This is a genomic window from Amycolatopsis minnesotensis (assembly GCF_039529815.1).
GTDB lineage: Bacteria > Actinomycetota > Actinomycetes > Mycobacteriales > Pseudonocardiaceae > Amycolatopsis > Amycolatopsis minnesotensis.
The window spans coordinates 355,444-380,453 of the sequence record NZ_BAAANN010000002.1 but is presented as its reverse complement, the minus strand read 5'-3'; the positions used below and the strand labels follow the sequence as shown (position 1 = coordinate 380,453).

At 70.5% G+C, this 25,010-nt stretch carries 26 protein-coding genes and 1 tRNA gene; 15 read left to right on the top strand and 12 right to left on the bottom strand.

From position 1 onward, the window contains the following. Window positions 1-105 precede the first annotated feature (105 nt). Window positions 106-636, top strand: coding sequence for a hypothetical protein (locus ABD256_RS03915; RefSeq protein WP_344413436.1), 531 nt, complete (start codon window positions 106-108; stop codon window positions 634-636). 68 nt (window positions 637-704) lie between these two features. Here ABD256_RS03915 and ABD256_RS03910 read toward each other — a convergent pair whose 3' ends face one another. Continuing rightward, the gene (locus ABD256_RS03910) at window positions 705-1,787 is read right to left on the bottom strand and encodes an alpha/beta hydrolase (RefSeq protein ID WP_344413434.1); all 1,083 of its coding nucleotides are present in this window, start codon (window positions 1,785-1,787) and stop codon (window positions 705-707) included. Between the two features lie 114 nt (window positions 1,788-1,901). Between ABD256_RS03910 and ABD256_RS03905 the strand changes: the two genes are divergently transcribed. The 4 genes from ABD256_RS03905 to gad all read left to right on the top strand — a co-directional run bounded on the left by ABD256_RS03905 (window position 1,902) and on the right by gad (window position 5,017). Beyond that, window positions 1,902-2,480, top strand: a complete 579-nt coding sequence (locus tag ABD256_RS03905) for an NADPH-dependent FMN reductase (protein ID WP_344413432.1) — start codon at window positions 1,902-1,904, stop codon at window positions 2,478-2,480. A gap of 129 nt (window positions 2,481-2,609) precedes the next feature. Then, on the top strand, window positions 2,610-3,035 hold the full coding sequence (locus ABD256_RS03900; protein WP_344413430.1) for an organic hydroperoxide resistance protein: 426 nt from the start codon (window positions 2,610-2,612) through the stop codon (window positions 3,033-3,035). A 27-nt stretch (window positions 3,036-3,062) separates the two neighbouring features. Further along, on the top strand, window positions 3,063-3,539 hold the full coding sequence (locus ABD256_RS03895; protein WP_344413428.1) for a Dps family protein: 477 nt from the start codon (window positions 3,063-3,065) through the stop codon (window positions 3,537-3,539). A gap of 86 nt (window positions 3,540-3,625) precedes the next feature. Next, window positions 3,626-5,017 (top strand): glutamate decarboxylase, encoded by a 1,392-nt coding sequence (gene gad, locus ABD256_RS03890; protein WP_344413426.1) that lies wholly within the window; start codon window positions 3,626-3,628, stop codon window positions 5,015-5,017. Here the strand turns inward: gad and ABD256_RS03885 are convergent. Next, window positions 5,014-6,078 carry an NADH:flavin oxidoreductase/NADH oxidase gene (locus ABD256_RS03885; RefSeq protein ID WP_344413424.1) on the bottom strand — a complete coding sequence of 355 codons (1,065 nt, stop codon included), beginning with the start codon at window positions 6,076-6,078 and terminating at the stop codon, window positions 5,014-5,016. The two genes, gad and ABD256_RS03885, sit on opposite strands and share 4 nt — an antisense overlap. A gap of 102 nt (window positions 6,079-6,180) precedes the next feature. On the opposite strand from ABD256_RS03885, the gene ABD256_RS03880 reads away from it, so the two are divergent. After that, complete coding sequence (locus tag ABD256_RS03880; protein WP_344413422.1) at window positions 6,181-6,798, top strand: TIGR03085 family metal-binding protein; 618 nt, start codon at window positions 6,181-6,183, stop codon at window positions 6,796-6,798. A gap of 507 nt (window positions 6,799-7,305) precedes the next feature. Here the strand turns inward: ABD256_RS03880 and ABD256_RS03875 are convergent. After that, entirely contained in the window at window positions 7,306-9,150 is a 1,845-nt protein-coding gene (locus tag ABD256_RS03875; protein ID WP_344413420.1) for a prolyl oligopeptidase family serine peptidase, read from the bottom strand. Window positions 9,151-9,208: 58 nt separating this feature from the next. On the opposite strand from ABD256_RS03875, the gene ABD256_RS03870 reads away from it, so the two are divergent. Then, a complete protein-coding gene (locus tag ABD256_RS03870) occupies window positions 9,209-9,991 on the top strand; it encodes a methyltransferase domain-containing protein (protein WP_344413418.1) in 783 nt (260 codons plus the stop codon). 452 nt (window positions 9,992-10,443) lie between these two features. Here the strand turns inward: ABD256_RS03870 and ABD256_RS03865 are convergent. From ABD256_RS03865 to ABD256_RS03855, 3 genes are all read right to left on the bottom strand, one after another. Continuing rightward, window positions 10,444-10,517 (bottom strand) — tRNA-Pro (locus ABD256_RS03865). A gap of 9 nt (window positions 10,518-10,526) precedes the next feature. Further along, window positions 10,527-11,516, bottom strand: a complete 990-nt coding sequence (locus tag ABD256_RS03860) for a metallophosphoesterase (RefSeq protein ID WP_344413416.1) — start codon at window positions 11,514-11,516, stop codon at window positions 10,527-10,529. Between the two features lie 145 nt (window positions 11,517-11,661). After that, window positions 11,662-13,848, bottom strand: coding sequence for a transglycosylase domain-containing protein (locus ABD256_RS03855; RefSeq protein ID WP_344413414.1), 2,187 nt, complete (start codon window positions 13,846-13,848; stop codon window positions 11,662-11,664). Window positions 13,849-14,111: 263 nt separating this feature from the next. Here ABD256_RS03855 and ABD256_RS03850 point away from each other — a divergent pair, with 263 nt between their 5' ends. Further along, window positions 14,112-14,423 (top strand): WhiB family transcriptional regulator, encoded by a 312-nt coding sequence (locus ABD256_RS03850; protein ID WP_344413412.1) that lies wholly within the window; start codon window positions 14,112-14,114, stop codon window positions 14,421-14,423. 28 nt (window positions 14,424-14,451) lie between these two features. Here ABD256_RS03850 and bagB read toward each other — a convergent pair whose 3' ends face one another. The 4 genes from bagB to ABD256_RS03830 all read right to left on the bottom strand — a co-directional run bounded on the left by bagB (window position 14,452) and on the right by ABD256_RS03830 (window position 17,840). Continuing rightward, entirely contained in the window at window positions 14,452-15,582 is a 1,131-nt protein-coding gene (gene bagB / locus ABD256_RS03845; RefSeq protein WP_344413410.1) for an ATPase BagB, read from the bottom strand. Further along, on the bottom strand, window positions 15,582-16,586 hold the full coding sequence (bagA, locus tag ABD256_RS03840) for an ATPase BagA (protein WP_344413408.1): 1,005 nt from the start codon (window positions 16,584-16,586) through the stop codon (window positions 15,582-15,584). The genes bagB and bagA overlap by 1 nt, the downstream gene beginning before the upstream one ends. Window positions 16,587-16,603: 17 nt before the next feature. Next, on the bottom strand, window positions 16,604-16,852 hold the full coding sequence (locus ABD256_RS03835) for a hypothetical protein (RefSeq protein WP_344413406.1): 249 nt from the start codon (window positions 16,850-16,852) through the stop codon (window positions 16,604-16,606). 112 nt (window positions 16,853-16,964) lie between these two features. Next, window positions 16,965-17,840 carry an esterase/lipase family protein gene (locus tag ABD256_RS03830; protein WP_344413404.1) on the bottom strand — a complete coding sequence of 292 codons (876 nt, stop codon included), beginning with the start codon at window positions 17,838-17,840 and terminating at the stop codon, window positions 16,965-16,967. Window positions 17,841-18,025: 185 nt separating this feature from the next. On the opposite strand from ABD256_RS03830, the gene sp36 reads away from it, so the two are divergent. The 7 genes from sp36 (at window position 18,026) to ABD256_RS03795 (ending at window position 22,485) form a co-directional block, all read left to right on the top strand. Further along, complete coding sequence (gene sp36 / locus ABD256_RS03825; protein ID WP_344413401.1) at window positions 18,026-18,184, top strand: Sp36 family protein; 159 nt, start codon at window positions 18,026-18,028, stop codon at window positions 18,182-18,184. A 3-nt stretch (window positions 18,185-18,187) separates the two neighbouring features. After that, a complete protein-coding gene (locus tag ABD256_RS03820; protein WP_344413398.1) occupies window positions 18,188-18,643 on the top strand; it encodes a RidA family protein in 456 nt (151 codons plus the stop codon). Then, the gene (locus ABD256_RS03815) at window positions 18,643-19,275 is read left to right on the top strand and encodes a hypothetical protein (protein WP_344413395.1); all 633 of its coding nucleotides are present in this window, start codon (window positions 18,643-18,645) and stop codon (window positions 19,273-19,275) included. The genes ABD256_RS03820 and ABD256_RS03815 overlap by 1 nt, the downstream gene beginning before the upstream one ends. Before the next feature lie 36 nt (window positions 19,276-19,311). Then, the gene (locus tag ABD256_RS03810) at window positions 19,312-20,601 is read left to right on the top strand and encodes a hypothetical protein (RefSeq protein ID WP_344413393.1); all 1,290 of its coding nucleotides are present in this window, start codon (window positions 19,312-19,314) and stop codon (window positions 20,599-20,601) included. Window positions 20,602-20,741: 140 nt separating this feature from the next. Further along, window positions 20,742-21,452 carry an NUDIX hydrolase gene (locus ABD256_RS03805; RefSeq protein ID WP_344413505.1) on the top strand — a complete coding sequence of 237 codons (711 nt, stop codon included), beginning with the start codon at window positions 20,742-20,744 and terminating at the stop codon, window positions 21,450-21,452. Beyond that, window positions 21,449-22,231 (top strand): MBL fold metallo-hydrolase, encoded by a 783-nt coding sequence (locus tag ABD256_RS03800; protein ID WP_344413390.1) that lies wholly within the window; start codon window positions 21,449-21,451, stop codon window positions 22,229-22,231. Before ABD256_RS03805 ends, ABD256_RS03800 begins: the two co-directional genes overlap by 4 nt. Next, window positions 22,228-22,485: a glutaredoxin family protein gene (locus ABD256_RS03795; protein ID WP_344413388.1), complete on the top strand. Its 258-nt coding sequence runs from the start codon at window positions 22,228-22,230 to the stop codon at window positions 22,483-22,485. Before ABD256_RS03800 ends, ABD256_RS03795 begins: the two co-directional genes overlap by 4 nt. An 80-nt stretch (window positions 22,486-22,565) precedes the next feature. On the opposite strand, the gene ABD256_RS03790 is transcribed toward ABD256_RS03795, so the two are convergent. Both ABD256_RS03790 and ABD256_RS03785 read right to left on the bottom strand, forming a co-directional pair. Continuing rightward, window positions 22,566-23,822 carry an MFS transporter gene (locus ABD256_RS03790; protein WP_425546371.1) on the bottom strand — a complete coding sequence of 419 codons (1,257 nt, stop codon included), beginning with the start codon at window positions 23,820-23,822 and terminating at the stop codon, window positions 22,566-22,568. A 469-nt stretch (window positions 23,823-24,291) separates the two neighbouring features. Next, the gene (locus tag ABD256_RS03785) at window positions 24,292-24,966 is read right to left on the bottom strand and encodes a Crp/Fnr family transcriptional regulator (RefSeq protein WP_344413386.1); all 675 of its coding nucleotides are present in this window, start codon (window positions 24,964-24,966) and stop codon (window positions 24,292-24,294) included. Between the last annotated feature and the right edge of the window lie 44 nt (window positions 24,967-25,010).

Here is a 25,010-nt window from a genome sequence, read left to right as displayed (position 1 = left end):
CACGTAAGGGTTAGAAATGGCCACGTCACGGCGATCGAGTGGTGATTCTTTGACACGGTTGGTATCGATTGACCGGTCAGGTCTTCAGAGGCCGGGAGGTAGGAAATGAAAAGCAGAATTGCCCGCTCGATTGCCGCGGTAGCCGTCGGCAGCCTGCTGGCGGTGGCCTCGGGTGGTGTCGCTTCGGCGAGCGTGGCCGACGGCCACGGCTCCACCAGCACGCAGGCGGCCGCCGCGCAGGTGCTCCAGCTGCGGGACGGGCTGACCAAGGTGGCCTACGCCGGTGACGTCACGGCCACCCGCAGCACGCTGGACAAGCTGAACCCGTTGCTGGCGGATCTCGCCGCGGGCAAGCGGTACAGCATCCAGGCCGAGCAGCAGAACACCGCCGCGGTCGCGGAGGGGCAGGGCACGGAGACGAGCAAGGTGCTCGCGGATCGGAGCATCACGCCGAAGCAGTTGCCGCCGGTGCCCGCACTGCCGAAGCTGCCGCCGCCGCTGGACATCGTGAGCAACCTGCTCACGAACCTGCTGACGACGGTGACGAGCCTGCTGGCCGGCCTGCTCGGTGGCGGTCTGCCGGTGCCCGCGTTGCCGGTGCCGGCTGTTCCCGCGTTGCCGGTTCCGGTGCCATAACCGAAAACCGAGTGAATCGGGGGAACCGGAATCCGGTGTGGCGATGGCCGCGCCGGATTCCGGCTCGCTCATTTCGTGATATCCGCGGGATCAATTCCCGCCGGAACGCTCAATCCGACGCGGAGCGCGCCCGCCGCTTCTGCCGTCGCTTCGCGGAAGCGCCGCCCGACGCCGAGGAAGTTCGCGTAGCCGTGGATGAGGTCCTCCTGGCGGCTCAGCGCGGTGCGGACACCCGCGTCCTTCAGGCGCTGCGCATAGGCCTCGCCCTCGTCGCGCAACGGGTCGAAGCCCGCGGTCGCGATGTAGGCGGGCGGCAGCCCGGTCAGGTCCTCGGCCAGCAGCGGTGAGATCCGGATATCGCTCCGGTCGACACTGCCCTCGGGCGCGTAGTGGTCGACGAACCAGGTCATGTGCTCGTCGGTCAGGAAGAACCCGTCGCCGAACAGCTCGCGCGAGCGCCTGCGGAGCGTGGAGTCCGTGGTCGGGTAGAACAGGAGCTGGAAGGCGGGTGCCGGGCCGCCGCGCCGGGTCGTCACGAGCGCGGTCACCGCGGCCAGGTTTCCGCCGGCGCTGTCCCCGCCGACCGCGATCCGCTCCGGGTCCGCGCCCAGCTCGGCCGCCTTCGCGTGCGCGTAGTCGAACGCGGCGACGGCGTCGTCGGCCGCCGCGGGGAACACGTGCTCCGGGGCGAGCCGGTACTCGATCGACAGCACCCTGACGCCCGCGTGCCGCGCGAGGAAACGCGCCGTGTTGTCGTGGCTCTTGCGGGAGCCGACCACGAACCCGCCGCCGTGGTAGAAGACCAGCAGGCCGGACGGTTCCGGCAGGCCGAGCGGGGTGTACAGGGTCGCGGGCAGGTCCGCACCCGCCGCCGGGATCGCCAGCTCGCGCGTGCCGACCGGCTCGATCACCGGCCCGCTGACCAGGTGCCGCGAGCCGTCCAGCGCGGCGCGGGACGAGACGGCGTCTCCGTTTACGAGGCTGGTGCCGGAGAGCTGCTGGAGCCGGAGCAGGAGCTGGGCGTCGAGCGCCAGCTCCTGCCCGTCGATCCGGACGGGTTTTCCGGCGATCAGCCGCCGGACCGGGCGTGGCAGGGCGTAGAGCAGCTGGGTCGCCGCGGACTGGACGCGAATCTGGAGCGGTATCGGCATCGGTCCTCCTCGCCCCTGAGGTTACTGCTCGGTAAGTTCACGGTTCAACTGTGACCGGGCTATCCGTCCCAGATCCTGGTCCTCGACTTAGGTCGAGCGTCTAGCCTCGGGAACGTGACTTCGACTGCGGCGATCAACGTGCTCGGCATCGGCGGCTCACTGCGCGAGGGCTCCCAATCGGAGCGCGCCCTGCGCATCGCGCTGGCCGGCGCCGGGGAAGCGGGCGCGACGACAACCGTGATCACCGGCCCCGACCTGCAGCTGCCGTTCTACGACACGGCCGTGCTCGACCGTTCGGCCGAAGCCGTGCGGCTGATCGAGGCGATCAGGGCCGCCGACGGCGTCATCGTGGTTTCCCCCGGCTACCACGGGGCGCTGTCCGGGCTGGTGAAGAACGCGCTGGACTACGTGGAAGACCTGCGACCCGACCGGCGCCCCTATCTCGACGGCCGTGCCGTCGGGCTGGCCGCGGTCGCGTTCGGCTGGCAGGCCGCGGTCACCACGCTCGACCAGCTCCGCACGATCACGCACGCGCTGCGCGGCTGGCCGACCCCGCTCGGCGGGGCGGTCAACTCGGCCGAGGTGAAGTTCGACGAGGCGGGTGGCGCCTCCGACGAGAAGGTCGTCCGCACGTTGCGCCTCATCGGCAAGCAGGTCGCGGAGTTCGCCGCGGCACAGCGCGCCGCGGGCTGATTCGGCGGCGCGGTCGCCGGGTAGTCCTTCGGGTGAGTCCCGTCATGTACGGGCACCGATCTCCACATGCGCGTTGTTCTTCCTGGTGAGAGGCTGGACGGCGCCGGTCGAGACGAGGAGGGGCACATCATGGCTGACCCGATGTACACCGCGGTGGCGACCGCGCGCGGCGACGGCCGCGACGGCGAGGTGACGTCGTCCGACGGCGTGATCGACGAAAAGCTGAGCACGCCCAAGGAAATGGGCGGCCCGGGTGGCGAGTTCACCAACCCGGAGCAGCTCTTCGCCGCGGGCTACGCGGCGTGCTTCCACAGCGCGCTGCGGCTGGTCGCGAAGCAGGCGAAGGCCGACGTCGGCGACTCCGAGGTGACCGCGGAGGTCGGCATCGGCAAGACCGACGAGGGCAAGTTCGCGCTCACCGTGCACCTGGACACCAAGCTCACCGGAATGGAGCAGGGCAAGGCGGACGAACTGGTCGCCCAGGCCCACCAGGTGTGCCCGTACTCCAACGCGACCCGCGGCAACATCGTCGTCGAGGTCACCGCCACCACCTGAACCCGAACTGACGAGAGGAGCAGCACCATGGCCAACTCACCGATCAAGAGCCCGCTCTCCGAGAGCGACAAGGAAATCACCGGCAACGCGCTGCAGGCGACGCTGGTCGATCTGGTCGACCTGTCACTGATCGCGAAGCAGGCGCACTGGAACGTCGTCGGCGCGAACTTCCGCAGCGCGCACCTGCAGCTCGACGAGCTGGTTGCGACCGCGCGGCAGTACACCGATGAGGTGGCCGAGCGCGCGAACGCGATCGGGGTTTCGCCCAACGGCAAGGCGAAGACCGTCGTCGAAAGCTCCGGCGTACCCGAGTACCCGGCCAACTGGCAGTCCGTCGAATCCACCGTCGCCGCGATCGTCGACATCCTCGCCGCGCTCATCGAGCGGCTGCGCGCCAGGATCGACGAGACCGACAAGAGCGACCTGGTGACGCAGGACCTGCTGATCGAGATCACGCAGGAGCTGGAGAAGGCGCACTGGATGTGGCAGGCGCAGCAGGCCTGACCCGCCGGATCCGCACACGGCCCGTCCCGTTCCGGGGCGGGCCGTGTGCGCGAGCGCGGCCGGGGTTTCCGCCGTAGGCTCCGATCATGGTGCTGCACAAGGGAAAGACCTCCCGCCAGGACAGGGCGGGCGGGAGCAATCCGTTGCACGGCGGGGCGAATCCGGCGCTGGCGGCCGAGCTGAGCCTGCCGCACGTCAGGTTCCGCGACGACGCGCTGCCGCCGGACACCGCGCTGCAGCTGGTGCGCGACGAGCTGATGCTCGACGGCAACGCGCGGCTGAACCTCGCCACGTTCGTCACGACGTGGATGGAACCGCAGGCGCGCGAGCTGATGGCCGAATGCGTCGACAAGAACATGATCGACAAGGACGAGTACCCGCAGACCGCGGAGCTCGAACAGCGGTGCGTCACGATGCTCGCCGATCTGTGGCACGCGCCGGATCCCGGCGAGGTGATGGGCTGCTCGACCACCGGCTCGTCGGAGGCGTGCATGCTCGCCGGGATGGCGCTCAAGCGGCGCTGGTCGAAGCTCGGCCGCACCGGGCGCCCGAACCTGGTGATGGGCGCGAACGTGCAGGTCTGCTGGGAAAAGTTCTGCGAGTACTGGGAAGTCGAACCGCGGCTGGTGCCGATGGAGGGCGACCGCTTCCACCTCGGCGCCGAGCAGGCCGTCGCGCACTGCGACGAGAACACGATCGGCGTGGTCGCGATACTCGGGTCGACCTTCGACGGCAGCTACGAGCCGGTCGCGGAGATCACCGCGGCCCTCGACGAACTCGCGGCGGGCGGCGGGCCGGACATCCCGGTGCACGTCGATGGCGCGTCGGGCGCGATGGTCGCGCCGTTCCTCGACGAGGACCTGGTGTGGGACTTCCGGTTGCCGCGCGTGGCGTCGATCAACACCTCCGGCCACAAGTACGGCCTCGTCTACCCCGGCGTCGGCTGGGTGCTCTGGCGTGACGCCGCCGCGCTGCCGTCGGAGCTGGTGTTCACCGTCAACTACCTCGGCGGCGACCTGCCGACGTTCGCGTTGAACTTCTCGCGGCCCGGTGCCGAGGTCGCCGCGCAGTACTATACGTTCGTCCGGCTCGGCCGCGAGGGATACCGCGCGGTCCAGCAGGCGTCACGGGACGTGGCGACCTCGCTCGCCGACCGGATCGGCGAGCTGGGCCCGTTCCGGTTGCTGACGCGGGGCGATCAGCTACCGGTGTTCGCGGTCACCACCGCGGCCGGGGTGACCGCGTTCGACGTCTTCGACGTGTCGCAGCGGCTCCGGGAACGTGGCTGGCAGGTGCCCGCGTACACGTTCCCGGAGAACCGCACCGATCTGGCGGTGCTGCGGATCGTGGTGCGTAACGGGTTCACCCACGACCTCGCGGACCTGTTGCTGGCCGATCTGTCCCGGGTCGTCGGTGAACTCGGAAAGCAGCCGAAGCCCCGGCGCGACCCGGCCACCAGCACCGGCTTCCACCACTAGGCCCTGGCTCTGGCGTACTGGTCAACCCAGCGGATTTCGGCGCCCAGTTCACTCGCGGCGCGCAGCGGCCAGTGTGGCTCGCGCAGCAGTGCCCTGGCGAGGAAGACCGCGTCGGCCGAGCCGGAGGAGATGATCTTCTCGGCCTGCCCGGGTTCGGTGATCATGCCGACCGCGCCGGTCGGGATGCCCGCCTCGGCGCGCACGCGCTCGGCGAAGGGCACCTGGTAGCCGGGGCCGAGCGGGATCTGCGGATGCGGGGTGTTGCCGCCCGATGAGGCGTCGATGAGGTCGACGCCGTGTTCCTTGAGCAGTCCGGCGAGGCGCACGGTGTCCTCGATCGTCCACCCGTCGTCGTCCCAGTCCGAAGAGGACAGTCGAGCGAACAGGGGCACGCCGTCGCCCAGTTCCGCCCGCACCGCGCCGGTGATTTCGACCGCGAGCCTGGTGCGGCCTTCGAAGTCGCCGCCGTACCGGTCGGTGCGGTCGTTCGACAGCGGCGAGTAGAACTCGTGCACCAGGTAGCCGTGCGCGAAGTGGAGTTCGACGAGGTCGAACCCGGCGTCGACCGCCCTGCGCGCCGCCGCGGCGAATTGGCCGGGAAGCCGCCCGGCCTCCTCCTCGGTGAGCGGCCTCGGCGCGTCGTAGCCGCCGAACGCGCGGTCGTCGGGCCCGACCGCCTGCCAGCCGCCCTCCTCCGGCGGCACCGAGGTGCGCTTGCCGTCCCACGGCCGGTAGGTGGACCCCTTGCGGCCCGCGTGCGCGAGCTGCATGCCCGCGACGGAGTCCTGTGCGTGCACGAACTCGGTGACGCGGCGCCACGCCCGCGCCTGCTCGTCGTTCCAGATCCCGGCGTCCTGCGGGCTGATCCTGCCCTCGGGGACCACGGCGCTGGCCTCGGTCATGACGAGACCGGCACCGCCGGCCGCGAACTGGCCGAGGTGCATGAGGTGCCAGTCGTTCGGCAGCCCGTCGACCGAGGAGTACTGGCACATCGGCGACACCCAGACCCGGTTGGCGATGGTCAGGTCGCGCACGCTGAACGGTTCGAAAAGTTTGCTCACACCGTGGTGCAACGCCGGTCACGGGCGGTGTCTTCCCCGCTGGTGGCGCCGCCGGTTACCGGCAAGTAGCGTGCGGGGGTACCCGACGCAGGGAGAACGGCCATGAGTGTTGCCAGTGCTGAGCGGTCGGCGTTGTGCTCGTTGTTCGACGAGCTCGGGCCGGATGCGCCGACCCTGTGCGAGGGCTGGCAGGCCCGGCACCTCGCCGCGCACCTGGTGATCCGCGAACGGCGGCCCGACGCCGCGCCGGGGATTTTGGTGCCCGCGCTCGCCGGGCACACGAACCGGGTGCAGGCGGGTTACGAGCGGAAGGACTGGGCCGAGCTGGTGAACCTGGTCCGGACCGGGCCGCCGCGCTTCTCGCCGATGTCGCTCGGCGTGGTCGACCAGCTGGTCAACAGCGCCGAGTACCTGGTGCACCACGAAGATCTGCGCCGGGCGCAACCCGGCTGGGAGCCGCGGCCCGCGGATCCCGCGCGGGACCGTGCGGCACTGGCCGCGGTGACGCGCGGCGCCAAGGCGATGCTGCGGAAGTCCCCGGTCGGCGTGGTGCTGGCGACCCCGTCGGGCAGGGAAATCACCGCGAAGCAGGGCACCCCCGTGGTCAAGGTCACCGGCGACCCGCTGGAACTGCTGCTCTACGCCTTCGGCCGCGACGCCGTCCGCGTGACCTTCGAAGGCGACGAAACCGCACTCGCCACCGTCAAACGAGGCCTCTGACCACTCACACCGCCTCATAACCCCAGCCCCGCCCCATAACCCCCAGCCCCGCCCCATAACCCCAGCCCCCACCCGTTCCCTGGGGGCCGGCCCCGCTCCACTTTACCGCGCGCGGGTGGCTTGACTGGGGTTTTCAACAGGGTTGTCCACAACCGCGCATCACTGTGGATAACCCTGTTTTCGCAGGTGGGAGTGGGTTCTTGGAATGAGGCGGCGGCCTTCGGGATCGGTTCAGTGGTCAGCGTGGGCGGCGGCTTCTCGACATGCCGCGAAGGTGCCCTTCGGGGACTCAGATGCCCCGAAGGCGTCCTTCGGGGCAGTGCGGATGCTGCCGCCACCTGGCGAGGGGTGCCCTTCGGGCGCTCGGTGCCCCGAAGTGCACCTTCGGAGCACCGAGCAGCGCGCCTCGTCCAGTCATCGCCCGTCCATCAGCGCGCCCACCCGGTCAGCGCCTTGCCAGCAAGCGCTTCGCCAGTAATTGCTTCGCCAGTAAGCGCGCTCGTCCAGTCAGCGCAGGCCGACGGCGTGCTGCGCGAAGTGGATTTCCGCGGCGACCTGCTTCAGCGTTTCGGCGATCACCAGCGAGCCGTGGCCCGCGTCGTACCGGTAGAACTCGTAGCGCACCTCGCGGGCGGCGAGGCGGTCGAGGTAGTTCTCGATCTGCCGGATCGGGCACCGGGGGTCGTTGTCGCCGGCGAGCACCAGCACCGGCGCGGCGACGGCGTCCACGTAGGTCAGCGGCGAGCACTCGCGGTACACGGCGGGCACCTCTTCCGGCGAGCCGCCGAACAGCGCGCGGTCGAAGGCGCGCAGTTGCTCCATTTCGTCCTCGTAGGCCGCGACGTAGTCGGCCACCGGCACCCCCGCCACGCCCGCGGTCCAGCGGCCCGGCTGCGTGCCCATCGCGAGCAGTGAGAGGTATCCGCCCCACGACGCGCCGTTCACCACGCACCTGGCCGGATCGGCGAGTCCACTTTGGACCGCCCAGTCGTGCACCGACGCCACGTCTTCCAGCTCGGTCAGGCCCGGCCTGCCCTCGATCGCGTCGCGCCACGCGGAGCCGTATCCGGTCGACCCCCGGTAATTCACTTCCACCACGGCGAAACCGGCGTCGAGCCAGGCCGCGCGGTAGGCGGAGAACCGGTCTTCGTCCGACGCGTGCGGCCCGCCGTGCAGGCTGAACAGCGTCGGCAGCGGGCCTTCTGGCGCGTCGTCGGGCCGGGAGACGAGCGCGTGGATCCGTCCCCCGACGCCATCGACGAACGCGTCGGTCACCGGAGCCGAGCCGGGCGCGACCTCACCCGGCGGCGTCAGCAGGACGACGTCCTCCGAATCGGCGCGCCTCGTCCTGATCACCGGCGGGTTCGCCGCGTTCGACCACGAGTACTCGATGGCACCGTCCGGACGCACGCCGGCGCCGCCGATCCGGCCCGCCGGGGTGTCCAAAGAGGACAGTTCGCCGGACTCGAGGTCGTACCGGTGCAACGAGCTCCGGCCTTCGTGGAAGTGCACGACCAGCAGCGCGTCCGCCCGCGGGTACCAGGTCGCCGAGACCTCGCCCGGCAGGTCCAGTTCGATTTCCCGCTCCGTGTCCGCTTCGACGTCCCACAACAGCAGCTCTTCGCGGCCCCGCCGCTCGTGCAGCAGCAGGAGCCGCGCGTCGCCCGCGATGGGGGAGAACTCCAGCGGGTCGAGTCCCTTGCCCTCGCCGTCCCATTTCTCGGCGACGGCGGCGAAGCCGGTCGTGGCGAGGACCCGCACCGCGGGATGCCGGGAGTCGCCGTGCTCGGAGTGCGAGATCGCCAGCAGGTTTTCGTCCCGCGAAAGCGATGCGATGCCCGCGTCCGCCTCGTTCGCGTAGAACCGTTCGGTTTTGCCGTCGCGGTGGCAGAACAGCTCGCTGCCGTCATCGGTCGACACGCCGACCGCCACCAGCCGGTGGCCGATCTCCAGCCCGGCGGGGTAGCCGTCGTGCACGTCCGGCACCGCGGGCTTGGCCGCTCCCGCGCCCGCGAAGGGCTGCCGGACCCACGACCCGAACTCGTCACCGTCGGTGTCGGAGAACCACCAGATGGATTCCCCGCCCGGTGACAGCGTCGCGTGCAGCGTGCCGTTCGGCCGGTCGGTGACCTGGCGGTGCTCGCCGGTCTCGCGGTCCCAGGCGTAGATCTCCCACACCCCGCTCGCGTTCGACACGTACAGGCTGGCCGACGGCGCGTCGAGCGCCCAGTCCGGCGCCGAAACGCGCGGGGCGAGGAACCGCGCGCGCCACCTGGTCTCTGCTTCGGCGTCCTCGAAGAGCTGGTCGGGGACCACGGCGGGCGGATGCTGGGCGGCAGGCTGCGTGTTCACTTTCCCGATCCTGCCAGGTTCGCCACACCGTCGGGTGAGGCGCCCGTACTCTGCTTGGGTGCGGGATGGGTACGCGCCGGGCTACGCGGCGGATGCGATGTCGATGATGTCTTCCCGACGCGCCGCCGAGCGCGCCGCGTTCGCCCTGCCTAGCCTGCGCCCCGGGATGCGGATCGTGGATCTCGGCTGCGGTCCCGGTTCGATCACCGCGGGTATCGCCACCGCGGTCGCGGGCTGCCACATCGTCGCGATCGACACCGAACATGCCCAGACCACGCTGACCCGCGCCGCCACCACCAGGATCAAAATGTCCACAGTGGACACTCTGACGGCTTCCGCCTACGCCCTGCCGCTACCGGACGAAAGCGTCGACGCCGTCTTCGCCCACGCCCTCTTCGAACACCTGGCCCACCCTGCTGCAGCCCTCCAGGAACTGCACCGAGTACTCGTCCCAGGAGGTGCGATCGCCCTCGCGGCTTCCGATTGGAGCCGTGCGAAGATCCAGCCGCAGACGGCGAACGTCACGGCTGCCTTGCGCGGGCACTACCTTCTCCGCCGCAGAGCGGGCGGCGACCCTTACGCCGGAAGAAACCTGGCGACTCATGTCACAGCAGCGGGTTTCCGCGTCGTGACAACCCACACCCGCCACCGCCAGGACATGACCTACCCCCAACTGGCCACCTACGTCGAATCCCGCCTGGCCGCCGCCCTGGACAACCCCACCACCCCACCCGGCGACCACGCCCAACTCGCCAGCGCCGCCCGCTCCGCCTGGACTTGGACCAAAACCAAAACCGGCACCTTCACCCAAGCCTGGACCGAGCTACTGGCAACGAAGTAACCAGCCCGGCCCACTTTGGCAATCTCGCCCACCTGCACGACGTCGAAGGCGAGTGATTCACACCCGCCAAGCAGGCCACCTGCGACGCCGAAGGCGAGCGAAATCACGCAAGCCAGCACTGGCGCTGGTTGTATGCCAACTGGAGTGGCCGTCAGGTGGAGGAGCTCGCACCGCGGGGGTTTGGGGGCCTCGGCCCGCAGATCTTCTTTGGCAATCTCGCCCACCTACACGACGTCGAAGGCGAGTGATTCACACCCGCCAAGCAGGCCACCTGCGATGCCGAAGGCGAGCGAAATCACGCAAGCCGGCATTGGCGCTGGTTGTATGTCAACTGGGGTGGCCGTCAGGTGGAGGAGCTCGCACCGCGGGGGTTTGGGGGCTCGGCCCCCAAGCATTAAAAAGGGAGATCCTTGTTTGCGCAGTACGCAAACAAGGATCTCCCAGATCTTCCGTCGGGGTGGCGGGATTTGAACCCACGACCTCCTCGACCCGAACGAGGCACGCTACCAAGCTGCGCCACACCCCGAGGTACTGCTTAACGGGCCGATGGAGAGTCTAGCGGACGGCGTTTGGTGCGTTGAACGGGGTTTGCCTGTGTGTGCGCGTCGCGGGCGACGAGGGTCAGGAGGGTGGCCTCCGGCGGGCACGCGAAGCGGAGCGGTGCGTAGGGGGAGGTGCCCAGACCTGCGGAAACGTGCAGCCACATGTCGGAGCCCCAGCGGGAGGCGCCGCGGGCGCGGGAGCGGTCGAGGTCGCAGTTGGTGACAAGTGCGCCGAACACGGGGAGCCGGAGCTGTCCGCCGTGGGTGTGCCCGGCGAGGACGAGGTCGTAGCCGTCGGAGGCGAAGGCGTCGAGGACGCGGGGCTCCGGCGAGTGCGTGATGCCGAGGCGCAGCACGGCGCTGCGGGAGGCGGTGCCGGAGATGTCGGTGTAGCGGTCGCGGTGCAGGTGCGGGTCGTCGACGCCGGCGGCGAACACGGTCTGCCCGGCGGCCTTGAGGTTGCGGCGGACGTGGGTGAGGTCCTGCCAGCCGTGTTCGACGAGCGCGGCGCGGAGGTCGCGCCACGGCAGGTGCGTGCCGTGGATGCGCTTCTTCTTGCCGCGCGGCATCAGGTACCGCGCGGGGTTCTTCGGTTTGGGCGCGTAGTAGTCGTTGCTGCCGAAGATGAACACGCCCGGCCGGTCGAGCAGTGGCCCGAGCGAGCGGACGACGGCGGGCACGGCCTGCCGGTGCGCGAGGTTGTCGCCGGTGTTGACGACGAGGTCGGGGTCGAGCCGGTCGAGCGCGGCAACCCAGCGCTGCTTGGACTGCTGGCCCGGCAGCATGTGCAGGTCGGAGACGTGCAGCACCTTGATTGGGCGGGCGCCCGGCGACAGGACGGGCAGTTCGGCGGTGCGCAGCGTCCAGTGCCGCCGCTCGATTCCGGCGGCGTAACCGATGGTCGCCGCGCCGAGTGCCGCGGTCCCCAGTGCGAGTCGACCTACCCTCGCCCTGGGTGATTTCCTGTCACTTACCGTGCTCACCCGTTCAGGATACGTGTTCACCGACAAAGGGGTAGCCCCGGTCGAAACCCCTGCTCCGAATGGCCGAACGGACATTCTGCGAGCAGGGGGATCCCCGGCCGCGCCATCGGGCGCTTTCGCTTTTCCGCGAGCGGACCGGAAGTTCCTACCGGCCGGCGCGTTCGTACTGCGGTGCCGAACCGGGCAGCTGCTCGATCGGCTGGTCGCCGAGGATGTTCTTCATCGCGCCGAACCAGGTCCTGGCGGGCGTGCCGCCACCGAACATGTTCCCGTTGGTGCTCTTGGCGGCGGAGATGTTCCCCGGTCCGCCGTCGATGATGCCGCCGTTCGGCGAATCCGGGCGGAAGACCATCGCGGCACCGGCCAGTTGCGGTGTCCCGGCGACGAACGTGGCCGAGCCGCTGACCTGGGTGGTCCCGGTCTTGCCGATGATCGGCCGGTTCCAGCCCGCGGCCCCGGCCGCCTTCGCCGAGGTGCCACCCGGCTGGTCGTCCTTGCTCATGCCGATCGCGAGGGTGTCCGCCAGCGCCGGTTCGACCACCTGCTCGCAGGCGGCTTCCTTGATCTGCTTCGGCTTGCCGTCGCGGTCGGTGATGCCGCCGATCGGGGTCGGCGGGCACCACTTGCCGTGGCTGAGGATCGTGGCCGCCACGTTCCCCAGTTCGAGGCCGCTGGTCGGGCTCACCCCGAGGGTGAACGAACCCTGGCCTGGCGAGTTCGGCGTCGGGGCGAAGAACTTGCTCTGCGTCATCTTGTTGGGATCGCTCGAGTTCGGGTCGCCCTTGCCGCCGTTGCTGATCGTGCCCGCCATGGTGTCCCGCATGCCGAGCTTGCTCGCCATGTCGACGATCGGGCCCATCCCGGTCTTCTCCTCGAGGATGACGAACCCGGTGTTCGGTGAGGTCGCGAGCGCCTGCTGCAGGGACATCTGGCCGCCGTAGGAATCGCTGGCGTTGCTCAGGCAGTATGCGCGCGTGCCTCGCGAGACGGTCGGGCAGTTCGGGCCACCACCGGTGAACACCGGCGACACGTGGAACGACGGGGTTTCCATCGTGCTGTAGATCCCGAGCACGTGGTTCTGCAGCGCCGCCGCTGCGGTGAAGATCTTGTAGCTCGACCCGGCGCCGCTCACGTTCCAGATCCCCGACGGCAGCGCGTAGGTGGTCTGGCCCTTGTCCTTGTCGCCCCCGTAGTCCCGGTTCGCGGCCAGTGCCACGACTTCGTGCCGGTCCTGGCCGGGTTTGACCAGTGACAGCGTGTTGGCCACGTTCGGCTGGGTCTTGTTCACCTGCGTTTCGGCGGAGACCTTCGCCTCGTGGTTGGCGCGCTCGTCCATCGTGCTCTTGATGGTGTAGCCGCCGGTGTAGAGGTCGTCCTTGGTCATGCCGTTCTTGAGCAGGTAGTCCTCGACGTACTGGCAGAAGAAGCCGTTCTCCGGGCCCGCGCCGCTGCAGTTCGCGGGCGGCTTCTGCAGTTCGGGGACGACGCCGAGCGGTTCCGCCTTCGCCTTCGCGGCGTCGGCCGGTGCGAGCTTGTTGTTGTCCACCATGCGCTGGAGCACCGTGTCGCGGCGCTGCTTCGCGGCGACGGGGTGGTTCCACGGGTCGAAGGTGTTCGGGTTGTTGACCAGCCCGGCGAGCAGCGCGGCCTGGCCGACGGTCAGCTTGTCCGGTGTCGTGTTGAAGTACGTCTTCGCGGCCGCGCCGATGCCGAACACCTGGCGCGAGAACTCGACCACGTTCAGGTAGCCCGCGAGGATCTGGTCCTTGTTCATCTTCGTTTCGAGCTGGATCGCGATCCGCGCTTCCTTCAGCTTGCGGGCGATCGACTGCTCCTGGGCCTTCTCCCGGCCGATCCGGGCCTCGGCCTGGTCTTCCTTGCTGTCGCTCTTCGGCCGGTTCACCACGTTGATCAGGTAGTTCTTCACGTACTGCTGCGTCAGCGTCGAGGCACCCTGCGTGTCACCGCCGGTGCCGTTGCTGATCGCGGCGCGCATCGTGCCCTTCCAGTCCACGCCGTGGTGCTCGTAGAAGCGCTTGTCCTCCACCGAGACCAGCGCCCACTTCATCGCGGGCGAGATCTGCTCCGGCGAGGTCGGCAGCCGGTACTGCTTGTAGAGCGTCGCGATCGGCGCACCCGCGCTGTCTGTGACCGTCGTCACCAAGGGGGGTGGCACGTTCGCCAGTTCCGACGACATGTTGTCGACCGTTTCGCTCGCCCGGTTCGACATCACCCCCGCGGCGCCCGCGACCGGGAACAGCACACCGGCGACGAGAACCCCCGCGAGCACACAGAGGCCGAGGAGCTTGAGCAGACCGTCCGTTTTACGCACGCAGCCAGGGTACTTGGCGGCCGTGGGACCTTTGTGACCTCGGTGCGTCCATTACCACGCCGGCCCCCTGATCGTGGTCACCTCAGGTCACAAATTCCGATCGGGACCTTCCGAGGGGAACCGTCAGCCCCTACAGTCCGTCAACGTCTCACAAAGAAAAGCCGACGGATGGGGTAGCGCGGCAGCGCCGTGCGGCCCAACCGCCGGCGCCGATACCGAGGGGGTGTCGGTATTCCGCGACGTGAGAACAGGGAGCTGGGGGTATGGAGTCCAACCAATCGGATTGGCGTGTCAGCGCGTCGTGCCGGGACAGCGACCCAGACGGGTTGTTCGTCCGGGGTGCGGAGCAGAACAAGGCCAAAACGGTCTGCATGGGGTGTTCGGTGCGCACGGAGTGCCTCGCCGAGGCGCTCGATCACCGGATCAACTTCGGGATCTGGGGCGGGATGACCGAACGTGAGCGGCGTGCGCTGCTGCGTCGCCGCCCCGAAGTCGAATCCTGGAGCGCACTGCTGGAATCGGCGAAACGCGAGTTCAGCGGTGCGGTCGACGACGAGGTCGCCAGGGTTTCCTGAGCCGGCGGCGGGGGTGTGAGCCCCGAATTCACGCCCCCGCCAGCCGGTCTCCTATGTCGCGGAGGCCCGCGACGTCGTGCACGTCGCTCGGCAGGGCGGGCACGGAGATCACCGGGACCTCCGGATGGGCTTTCGTGAACCGCGCCAGCAGCCGCTGCTCGCGTTCGTCGAGCGCGACGCGGTCGGCGTGCAGGCGCAGCACGGCGATGGCCAGCGGCGCGTTTTCGCTGCCTTGGTCCAGCTTGTCGGCCGCGGAGAGCGCGGCGGTCGCGGTCAGGTCGGCGAGCACCGGGTGCGTCCGGTTCGCCACGAGCCCGGCCAGCGGCATCGACTCGGTGGACAGCCGTTCCACGAAGTAGCTCGCTTCGCGCAGCGCGTCCGGTTCCGGCGCGGCCACCACGAGGAACGAGGTGCCGCCGGAGCGCAGCAGCTCCGCGGTCTTGCGCGCCCGCTCGCGGAACCCGCCGAACATGCTGTCGAAGGCCTGCATGAACGCGGACGCGTCGGTGAGCAGCTGCCCGCCGATGATCGTCGACACGGCCTTCGCGAACATCGAGAACCCGGCGCTGACGACCTTGCGCAGGCCCCAGCCGCCCGCCTTCGCCGGCCCGGTGAGCAACCGGATCATGCGGCCGTCGAGCGCGCTCGAAAGCCGCGACGGCGCGTCGAGGAAGTCCAGCGCCGAGCGGCTCGGCGGGGTGTCGACGACGATCAGGTCCCAGTCCCCGGTCGCCGCGAGCTGCCCGAGCTTCTCCATCGCCATGTACTCCTGCGTGCCGGAGAACGACGTGGAAATGGTCTGGTAGAAGGGGTTCGCGAGTAGCTGCTCGGCGCGTTCCGGCCCGGCGTGCACGCGCACCATGTCGTCGAAGGTGCGCCGCATGTCGAGCATCATCGCCCACAGTTCGCCCTCGGGCTCGAACCCGTCGATCGATACCTGCTTCGGGTGGTTCCCCAGCTCGCGAAGGCCGAGCGCCTGTGCGAGCCGCTTGGCCGGGTCGATGGTGAGCACCACCGTCTGGCGGCCCCGCTCGGCGGCCCGCAACGCGATCGCGGCGGCCGTGGTGGTCTTGCCGACGCCGCCGGATCCGCAGCACACCACGATCTTCGTGGCCGGGTCGTCGATCAGGGCGTCGACATCGAGGCTGTCTTCCGCCATCAGCGCACTCCCTGGTCGATCAGCCGCTCAGCGAGATCGTAGAGCGCGGCGACGTCGACGCCTTCGGTCAGCTCCGGCAGTTCGAGCGTCGGCAGATCGGCCTCGGCGAGCTGTTCGCGCGCCCGCTGCTCCGCGGCGACCCTGATCGCGTGCTCGACGGTCTCCTCGACGAGCGCGTCCAACGTCGCTTCGGGCAGCGCGAGCCCGGCGGCGGACAGGCCGGTGCGCACGCGGGACGCGTCGACCCTGCCGTCCGCGGCGGCGGTCACGGACCGCGCCGGGAGCCGCGGCGGGCGGACGCGGTTGACCAGCACGGCGCCCGGTCGCAGGTCCGCGCCGTCCAGTTCGGCGACCGCTTCGACGGTTTCCCGGACCGGCATCTCCTCCAGCAGCGTCACCAGGTGCACGGCGGTTTCCCCGGAGTGCAGCAGCCGGACCACGCCGTCGGCCTGGCCGCGGATCGGGCCGGTCTTCGCCAGGTCGGTCAGTGCCTTGGTGACGTCGAGGAACTTGACCACCCGCCCGGTCGGCGGCGAGTCGACCACGACGGCGTCGTAGGTGTGCCTGCCACCGGACTCGGTGCGGCCGACGCACTCCTTGATCTTGCCGGTCAGCAGCACGTCGCGGAGGCCGGGCGCGAGCGTGGTGGCGAACTCGATCGCCCCCATCCGGCGCAGCGTCCGCCCCGCGAAGCCGAGGTTGTAGAACATCTCGAAGTACTCGAGCAGCGCGGCTTCGACGTCGATGTGCAGCGCGCGCAGCTCCCCGCCGCCCGGCGCGGACGCGATGTGCTGCTCGGCGTAGGGCAGCGGCTCGGTGTCGAACAGCTGCGCGATGCCCTGGCGGCCCTCGACCTCGATGAGCAGGACCCGCCTGCCCGCGCTCGCCAGCGCGAGGCCCAGCGCGGCGGCCAGCGTGGTCTTGCCGGTGCCGCCCTTGCCGGTCACGAAGTGCAGGCGGGCACGTGCGAGCTCGTCGGTCCAGCCGGCCAGGGGTGTCGTCACGTTCGCAGCTTAAGTCACTAGCTGGCCAGGAGCATGACGCTCACCGCGGCCACGACCACCGCGACCAGCACCCACGTCACGACACCGGGCAGCACGGTGAGCATCAGCACACCGAGGATGAGCAGGACGGTGCCGGTGACCGCGCCACCGATCGCGACCTGGCCCGAGTCCTGGGTGTGGTCGCGCACCTTCGCCATCACCGCGAGCGCGAGCAGCACACCCGCGACCGCGAGCACCACCGTCGCGATGACCCGCCAGCTCTGCACGTGTCAACCGTACTGAATGCCGGTCTAGTCGGCGACCAGCCGATTAGTCCACTATGGACGCCCGTCGCGGCTGTGCCCCGAGCGCGGCGAGCGGGGCCGCCAGGCCCTCCGGTCAGCGACGAGGCCCGAGCGGGCTCATCGGGGTGCAGGGGACGGGTTTGGCGTGCGCGGGGTCCAGTGCGTTCAGGACGTGGCCCGCCGCGTTCGGGTCCACCACGATGCCCATGTGGTTCACGCGGTCCTCCCGGCAGCCGTCCTGCAGCACGATGTTGCGGACGTTCGGGCCGGTGCCGAGGCCGTTGGTGTACGGCACGATGTTCAGGTCGTACCTGGTCGCGATGTTCGTGTAGGCGATGCCGGGCAGGAACGTGCCGCCCTCGTTCAGCTTCGCCAGGAACGCCGAGCCGGTGAGCACCTGCGGGCACGCGCCGCAGTCGCCGATGGCGGGGATCTGGCCGAGCCCGAGCCAGCGCACGAGCGCGAAGACGTCGCCGATGCCGAGCGGGTCGGTGCCCTGCCACACCGGGGCGAGCCCGACGTAGGCGTGGATGCGCTCGCGCCCGCCGAGGAACTTCGCGTAGTAGGCGGGAACCAGCGTGCCCTGCGAATAGCCGACGATGTCTACTTTGGACACTCCGGTCGCGGTGACCACTTCGTCCACGAAGGACCGGACCTCGGCCGCGCTGTCCTCGATCGGGGTGAGCCCGCCGACCACGTCGGAGACGACGGGCGCGGCAGGCAGCACGCCGTAGGTGAGCGCGAAGGCGCAGTAGCCCCGCTTCGCGAGCAGCGGGCCGAGCGTCCGCCAGGTGTAGTCCTTGTTGTCGCCGGTGCCGTGCACCAGCACCACCGGGTTCGGGTGCGCCGCGCTCGGGCGGCACGACCAGTCGCCGTAACCGCCGGCCGGGGTGGTGGCCACCGCGGTCGCGGGGACCAGGCCCGTCAACGCGGCGACGACGGCGAGCAGGGCGAACCTGGATCTGCGCATGGGGCTCCTGCCTCGGAAGGGCCGGGGGAATGGGTCTCCGGTCAAGATTTCCGGACTCCGGCGCCGGTGCCAATTGCACGGCTGAGTGGACTATCGGTAGCCGCCCGACACGAAGAGTCACCGGCGCCGGGGATCGCCGCGAACGCGTCGTGGGCCGGGTGAGGCGTCCGTTAGGCTCCCGGCCCATGAGTGCCAAGTGGGAGTACGCCACCGTTCCGCTGCTGATCCACGCGACCAAGCAGATCCTCGACCAGTGGGGCGAGGACGGCTGGGAACTGGTCACCGTGCTGCCCAACCCGAGCGGCGAACAGCACGTCGCGTACCTCAAGCGCAGCAAGGACTGATCCATGAGCTGGAGTGGAAGGCTTACCGAACTCGGCATCGAACTGCCCGGCGTCGCCGCGCCGCTGGCTTCGTACGCGCCTGCCGTGCGCACCGGGTCGTACGTGTACACCTCCGGTCAGCTGCCGTTCGTCGACGGCAAGCTGGTCGCCACCGGCAAGGTCGGCGCCGAGGTCAGCCCCGAGGAGGCGCAGGGGCTCGCGCGGACGTCGGCGCTCAACGCGCTCGCCGCGGTCCACGCGCTCGTCGGCATCGACGAGATCGTGCGCGTGGTGAAGGTGGTCGGGTTCGTCGCCTCCGCGGAGGGGTTCACCGGCCAGCCCGCGGTCGTGAACGGCGCCTCGGACTTGCTCGGGGAGGTCTTCGGCGAGCAGGGTGTGCACGCCAGGTCGGCGGTGGGCGTCTCGGAGCTGCCGATCGGGTCGCCGGTCGAGGTCGAACTCGTAGTCGAGGTGAAGTGATGGACCCGGACATCGAACAGTCCTGCCACGAGCTGCTCCTGCGGCTCGCCGGGCGGCTGCCGGACCAGTTGCTGTGGCGCTTCCGCGACTGGCTCGGCGAGGGCGCGATGGGCACGCTCGCGCGGACCCTCCCGAGGTCTTTGCTAAAGCACAGGATTGACCTTGATCAACCGGAGTACCGCCTGCTGGTCGCGGGGTTGGTGCCACACGGTGCGGACTGGCATCAGGTTAGTTCTACGCTCGGGGTAGACGACGTCACCCAGACCGGGTACACATTCACGCAGAGTGCCCCCGAATGGGTGAACTCTGTCGACTCGGTGTCCGTGTTGATCCACGCAACGTTGCGGGGTCGCCCGGACGTGGGTGAAGTGCGAGAAAGCTGGCGCCTGAACACCTTGGCGCCCGGTGAGCAGGAGGCCAAACGGGTCCTGCTGGTCACCGCGCTGGCCGGTCTGCCTCGGCTGACCGGCGAGCTGCAGCGGGTCATGCGAGTGCTGGGCGACGAGGAGCCCAGCGTCGAAGTGATGCCGCCGCGACTGGAGCTTCCCGCGTATCACCGGGCGGCGCTGGAGAGCTCCGAGCTCGTCTGCGTCGGCGCGGTGGGCACCGGGCACCGGCTCGCGGCCGCGTAGAGCTCGCCCTCCGGCGGGCTGGAGGGAGTTATGGGCATGGCCGAGGTTCACGACGGAACCGCGACCGATGGGTTCGCGGTGCCGTTGCGGCTGCACAACCTGCTGCTCGCGCTGGCGGGCCGCCTTGACGACAGCGCGCTGTCGGAAGCGCGGGAGCTGGTGGTGCGATCGCGCCTCGACGAGGCCGTCGAGCTGACCACCGGCGCGCTCATCGCGGGCCGGGTCCCGGTGAGCGCGGGCGAGCAGCGCGAGCTGGCGCTCGTGCTGGAGTTCAGCCGCTCCGACGCGACACTGGCCGACCAGCTGAAGGTCGAGGACGACGTCCCGGCGATCCCGCACCGCTTCAGCGGCGAGAACGAACCGGAGCGCGGTGTCGCCGACGCCATCGAGCGCACCGTGAGCGTGCTGCCGGACCTGCGGTCGGTGCACGCCGTGTGGCGCAACACCCCCGCCGGCAGCGTGCCCGGCCCGCTGCCGCAGCGCGTGGTGCTCGTCGACATCGGGCCCGAAGGCAACCCGCCCGCCGTCGCCTACCGCGTGGACAGCGCGCTGCGGCGTGCCGGGATCCGCGCCGTCGTCGAGGTCAGCGGCCCGACGGCGGAACGCTCGGACTACCGGGACTCCGCGCTCGGCTCCGCCAGCGCCGTCTGGCTCGCCGGCAAGCAGGTGTCCGGCCCCAGCGCGCAGCCGGCGGCGGTTTCTTCGTCCGCGTCCGGGTCGTCGAGCGCGAAGGCCAAGGGAAGGCACACCGCGGGGTCGCCCGCCGCGCGGCACGAGATCGCCGAGTCCGCTTCGGAGCCTGAACCAGAGCCGGTCACCGCGATCGAGCCCGAGTCGGCCCAGGAACCGGAGCCGGAGCAGGCACCCGCCGTGCCGTCCGAGCCCGAGCCGCCGGCGCCTTCCGCGCCCATGTTGTCGGCCGTTCCTTCGGAGTCTTTCGAGCCGTCCGAGCCGTCCGAGCCGTCCGAGCCTCCCGCGCCCTCGATGCCACCGGGCCCGCCCGCGTTCGCCGACTACGAGAACCGCGTGGAGAGCACCGCGGACCTGAGCTCCGCCGAGGTCGCGCAGCTACGCGCCGCGCTCGCCGAGGACCCCGAGAAGGGCAAGGCGATCGCGGCCGCGAGGTTCGGGCCGAACGAGGTCGTCGAACTGCCGGACCTCGACCTCAACGACCCGCAGCTCTCCGAGCGCGACCGCAGGCTGCTGCGCGAGCTGCACGCCGAGCTGGCCGAGCGCGAGCGGGCGGAGGCGGCCAAGATCCGGCTCAACGGCCGTGGCGGTGAGCCGGCCGACACCCGCTGGGTCGACGGCTTCTCCGGCGCGTAGCGGGAAATCTCCCGAGGTATGTTGCGGACGTGGCTGAAGAACGCGAAACACTGAGCTTCGACGCGCCGTCGACCATCTCGATCGCCGGTGACGGTGACTCTGCCGGGCCACCGTCGACGCCGAAGGACGCGGCGACCGTGATGCTGGTGCGCGACACCGGCGCGGGGATCGAGGTGTTCCTCCAACGGCGGGTCGCGGCGATGGAGTTCGCCGCCGGGATGACCGTCTTCCCCGGCGGCGGGGTCGACAAGCGCGACGCGGACGCGTCCATCGCGTGGGCGGGCCCGTCCCCGGAGCAGTGGGCCGAGTGGTTCGGCTGCGAGGTTTCGACCGCCCGCGCACTGGTGTGCGCGGCGGTGCGGGAGACGTTCGAGGAGTCGGGCGTGCTGCTGGCGGGGACGCGGGAAGCCGTCCTCGAAGACACCGGCCCGTACCAGGACGTGCGGCAGCGGCTCGTCTCCCGCGAGGTATCGCTCGCCGGGTTCCTCGCCGACGCCGGACTGACGCTGCGCGCGGACCTGCTGCGCCCGTGGGCGAACTGGCTCACGCCACCGCAGGAGGGCCGCCGTTACGACACCAGGTTCTTCGCCGCCGCGCTGCCGGCGGGCCAGCACGCGGACGGCGCGACTACCGAGGCCGAGAGCTCCGGCTGGCAGCGCCCCGAGGACGCGATGGCGGACGCGCGCGACGGCCGCAGCGTCCTGATGCCGCCGACCTGGATCACGTTGACCGAGTTCGCCGGGTTCGCCACGGTGGAAGACGCGCTCGCCAGTGAGCGCGAGATCAGCAAGATCATGCCGTCGCTGGTGCGGGACGGCGATCAGGTGCGAGTGGTGGTGGAGAAGCCGTGACCCATCCCGCGTACGGCGTGCCGAGGCGCGTCGGCCCGATCGCGTCCGTGGTGCTCGAGGACAACCCGTCCGAGATGACGCTCGAGGGCACGAACAGCTGGGTCCTGCGCGCACCCGGCGCCGACGGCTGCGTCGTGGTCGACCCGGGCTACCACGACCTGGCGCACCTCGAGGCGCTCGCGTCCGCCGCCGAGGGCGCCGAGCTGGTGATCCTCACGCACTTCCACGGCGACCACGCCGAGGGCGCGCCCTGGCTCGCCGACCGGCTCGGCGTGCCGGTCCGCGCCTTCGACCCGTCGCTGTGCGCCGGTGCGGAGCCGCTCGCGGACGGCGAGGTCGTGGCGGCGGCGGGGCTGGAGATCAAGGTCCTGCACACGCCGGGGCACACCGCGGACTCGGTGACGCTGCTCGTCGAGCACGACGGCGCGACGACCGCGCTCACCGGTGACACGATCCTCGGCAGGGGCACCACGGTGCTGGAGAACCTCGGCGACTACCTGCGCTCGCTGCGCGCGCTCATCGCGTTGCCGCCGGGATCGCCCGGCCTGCCGGGGCACGGCCCGGAGCTGGCGGACCTGCCCGCGACCGCCCGCGCCTACCTCGCGCACCGGGAAGAACGGATCGAGCAGGTGCGTTCGGCACTACGGGAGCTCGGCCCCGACGCGACCGCGCGGCAGATCGTCGAACTGGTCTACGCCGACGTCGACCGGGCGCTGTGGGTCCCCGCCGAGTACAGCGTGCGTGCCCAGCTCGACTACCTGAGGACGGAAAACGGATGAGTGCGGTGGAGATCGAGTTCTACTGGCGGCCGGGGTGCGGGTTCTGCTCCGCGCTGCACCGCCCGCTCAGCGCGAGCGGCCTGCCGGTGCGGGAGATCAACATCTGGGACGACCCCGACGGCGCGGCTCGCGTGCGGGAGATCGCGAACGGCACCGAGACCGTGCCGACCGTCGTGGTCGGTGAACGGACCTTCGTCAACCCGAGCTGGCCCGAGGTCGAAGCCGCTTACAAGGAACAGACGGAGCGCGTTTAGCGGGCTAAACGCGCTCCGCGCGGGCCCTGCTCGGTTCCGGCGTGGATGTCGTGAAGGGGCCCTTCAGAGACCAAGCCGGGTCAAAGCGCGGTGGCGGCGAGTCCGGCGTGCGCGGCGGGGGCGTCCTCTGGCAGCGCGCGCACGGTGCGGTGGCGGAGCCACACCAGCGCCGCCACCAGCAGGCCCGCGGCGCCCGCCGCGAGGAACGCCGTGGACGGTCCGCTGTGCTCGACGAGGTAGCCGCTCACCGACTGCCCGAACGCGAGCCCGAGCGTCACCGCGGTGAGCACCCAGCCGAACGCCTCGGCCGCGGTGCCGCGCGGGGCGACGAGTTCGATCGCCGCCGAGTGGGTGGTCGACTGGGGCGTGATCGCGGCACCCGCGAGCAGCATGCCGAGCGCGAGTCCCCACAGCGACGACGGCACGGCCAGCAGCGCGACGAACGCGCCGAACCCGCCGAGCAGGAACGGCAGCCGCAGCCGCATGGGCCGCGGCCACGGGCGCAGGCTGTAGGCGACGCCGAAGGCGACCGAGCTGACCGACCACGCGGACAGCAGCAGCCCGCCGACGGTCGGGAAACCGGCCTCGGTCGCGGACGCGGGCACCGCGACCTCGACGAACCCGATGACCATCCCGAACCCGAGCGCGGCGAGCGCGACGGTCCGCATGCCGGGGCTGGCGAGCGCGCCGAGCAGGCGCCCGCCGCGGTGTTCCGCGCTGCCCCACGCGCGCACGGTCGGGCTCAGCGCGAACAGGACCGCGCCGGTGATCATGCAGGCGGCGCCCGCGATCATGCCGGTGCCCGCCCACGGCGCCGCGACCAGCAGCCCGGCGAGGCCGGGGCCGAGGATGAAGAAGACCTCCATGCTGATCGCCTCGTACGAGAACGCCGCGTTCCGCGGGCTTCCCGCGGGCAGCAGGCGCGTCCACAAAGCCCGTGAGGCCGAGCCCACCATGGGCTCGGTGATGCCGATTCCGCCCGCGAGGAGCACGAGCGGGACGGTCGGCGCGTGCGCCTCGATCGCGAGCACCAGCGCCGCCATCGCGACGGTGAACAGCGCGGCGGTGATGAGCAGCGGGCGCGTCGGGCCGAAGCGGTCGATGAGCCTGCCCTGGATGACCGAGCCCAGCGAGACGCCGACCAGCGAGCCGGCCGAGACCAGGCCCGCGACCGCGAAGGAACCGGTCTCGCGCTGCACGTAGAGCAGCGCGGAGATGCCGATCATGGCGATCGGCAGCCGGGCGAGCAGCGACGCCACGACCGGCCCGCGCGAGCCGGGTGTGGTCAGCGCGGTGCGGTAGTCGGAGAGCGACGCACGGTCTTCGGAGTGAGACACGCGTACCAGTATGCCTGACTGTGGTACGCGGGTACCAGTCGTTTCCTGGCGAGCTGGGTCACCGGGATCCCCCGCGGCGGGGACCCGTGTCCGTGCCCGTTCGTCTCGGTTGGGTAACAGTGCGGCGAATTCGCCGGTTTTCGGGCAACAAACAGCCCCGTTCAGCGTCCTTGAGGGTGAACGACCTTGAAAAGCGGGGTAGGGGTCGTGCGACAGTAGTCGAACCGCTGTAACTGAAGAGGCACTCTCAGCTCCCTCCGGCATACGGGTCGGGGCCTACCACCGGAGGGCGGGGAGCGCGGGTCGTCGGGGGATGAGCCGCGCACAGCGAAGGGCCGGTGCGCCACGTCGGGGGTGGCGCCCGGCCCTTCGTTATGTTCTGGTTTCGCTGGCCAGCTTGCGTAGCGGTGCAGGTCGCGCGCGTGGCTCAAGCGGCTTCGCCGCTTACGAAAAGCCAAAAGCCTTGGGGCTAGCGGGCGCGGCGGGCCAGGCGTTCGGGGTCGAGGATCAGGACGCTCTTGCCTTCGAGGCGTAGCCAGCCGCGGTGCGCGAAGTCGGCGAGTGCCTTGTTCACGGTTTCGCGGGAAGCGCCGACGAGCTGCGCGATCTCTTCCTGGGTGAGGTCGTGGCTCACCCGCAGCAGGCCAGCCTCCTGGCTGCCGAACCGCTGGGCCAGCGTCAGCAGCGCGCGGGCGACCCGGCCGGGAACGTCGGTGAAGATGAGCTCCGCGACCATGTTGTTCGTCCGGCGCAGTCTCCGCGCGACCACGCGCAGCAGCTGCTCGGCGATCTCCGGGCGGCTCGAGATCCACTGGCGCAGTGCGGCGCGGTCCATGGTCACCGTGCGCACCTCGGTCACCGTGGTGGCACTGGACGTACGGGGGCCTGGGTCGAAGATCGACAGCTCGCCGAACATGTCGGACGGGCCGAAGATGCCGAGCAGGTTCTCCCTGCCGTCCGGCGACTTGCGCCCGATCTTCACCTTGCCGGACTGGATGATGTAGAGCTTGTCGCCGGGCTCGCCCTCGTTGAAGATGACGTGGCCCCGGGGGAACTCCACGCTTTCCAGGGTCTGTGCGAGCGCCTCGGCCGCAGCCGGCTCCACACCCTGGAAGATGCCCGCGCGGGCCAGGGTTTCGTCCACCTCGTGCCTCCTCATGGCGTGACGACCGCGTTCCTCACTCGCTG

What these genes read in the sequence shown, in the direction of transcription:
- ABD256_RS03915 (WP_344413436.1), top strand. Translation starts at nt 106, where the DNA reads ATGAAAAGCAGAATTGCCCGCTCGATTGCCGCGGTAGCCGTCGGCAGC.
- ABD256_RS03910 (WP_344413434.1), bottom strand. Translation starts at nt 1,787, where the DNA reads ATGCCGATACCGCTCCAGATTCGCGTCCAGTCCGCGGCGACCCAGCTG.
- ABD256_RS03900 (WP_344413430.1), top strand. Translation starts at nt 2,610, where the DNA reads ATGGCTGACCCGATGTACACCGCGGTGGCGACCGCGCGCGGCGACGGC.
- ABD256_RS03895 (WP_344413428.1), top strand. Translation starts at nt 3,063, where the DNA reads ATGGCCAACTCACCGATCAAGAGCCCGCTCTCCGAGAGCGACAAGGAA.
- gad (WP_344413426.1), top strand. Translation starts at nt 3,626, where the DNA reads ATGGTGCTGCACAAGGGAAAGACCTCCCGCCAGGACAGGGCGGGCGGG.
- ABD256_RS03880 (WP_344413422.1), top strand. Translation starts at nt 6,181, where the DNA reads ATGAGTGTTGCCAGTGCTGAGCGGTCGGCGTTGTGCTCGTTGTTCGAC.
- ABD256_RS03850 (WP_344413412.1), top strand. Translation starts at nt 14,112, where the DNA reads ATGGAGTCCAACCAATCGGATTGGCGTGTCAGCGCGTCGTGCCGGGAC.
- bagB (WP_344413410.1), bottom strand. Translation starts at nt 15,582, where the DNA reads ATGGCGGAAGACAGCCTCGATGTCGACGCCCTGATCGACGACCCGGCC.
- ABD256_RS03830 (WP_344413404.1), bottom strand. Translation starts at nt 17,840, where the DNA reads ATGCGCAGATCCAGGTTCGCCCTGCTCGCCGTCGTCGCCGCGTTGACG.
- sp36 (WP_344413401.1), top strand. Translation starts at nt 18,026, where the DNA reads ATGAGTGCCAAGTGGGAGTACGCCACCGTTCCGCTGCTGATCCACGCG.
- ABD256_RS03820 (WP_344413398.1), top strand. Translation starts at nt 18,188, where the DNA reads ATGAGCTGGAGTGGAAGGCTTACCGAACTCGGCATCGAACTGCCCGGC.
- ABD256_RS03815 (WP_344413395.1), top strand. Translation starts at nt 18,643, where the DNA reads ATGGACCCGGACATCGAACAGTCCTGCCACGAGCTGCTCCTGCGGCTC.
- ABD256_RS03810 (WP_344413393.1), top strand. Translation starts at nt 19,312, where the DNA reads ATGGCCGAGGTTCACGACGGAACCGCGACCGATGGGTTCGCGGTGCCG.
- ABD256_RS03805 (WP_344413505.1), top strand. Translation starts at nt 20,742, where the DNA reads ATGCTGGTGCGCGACACCGGCGCGGGGATCGAGGTGTTCCTCCAACGG.
- ABD256_RS03795 (WP_344413388.1), top strand. Translation starts at nt 22,228, where the DNA reads ATGAGTGCGGTGGAGATCGAGTTCTACTGGCGGCCGGGGTGCGGGTTC.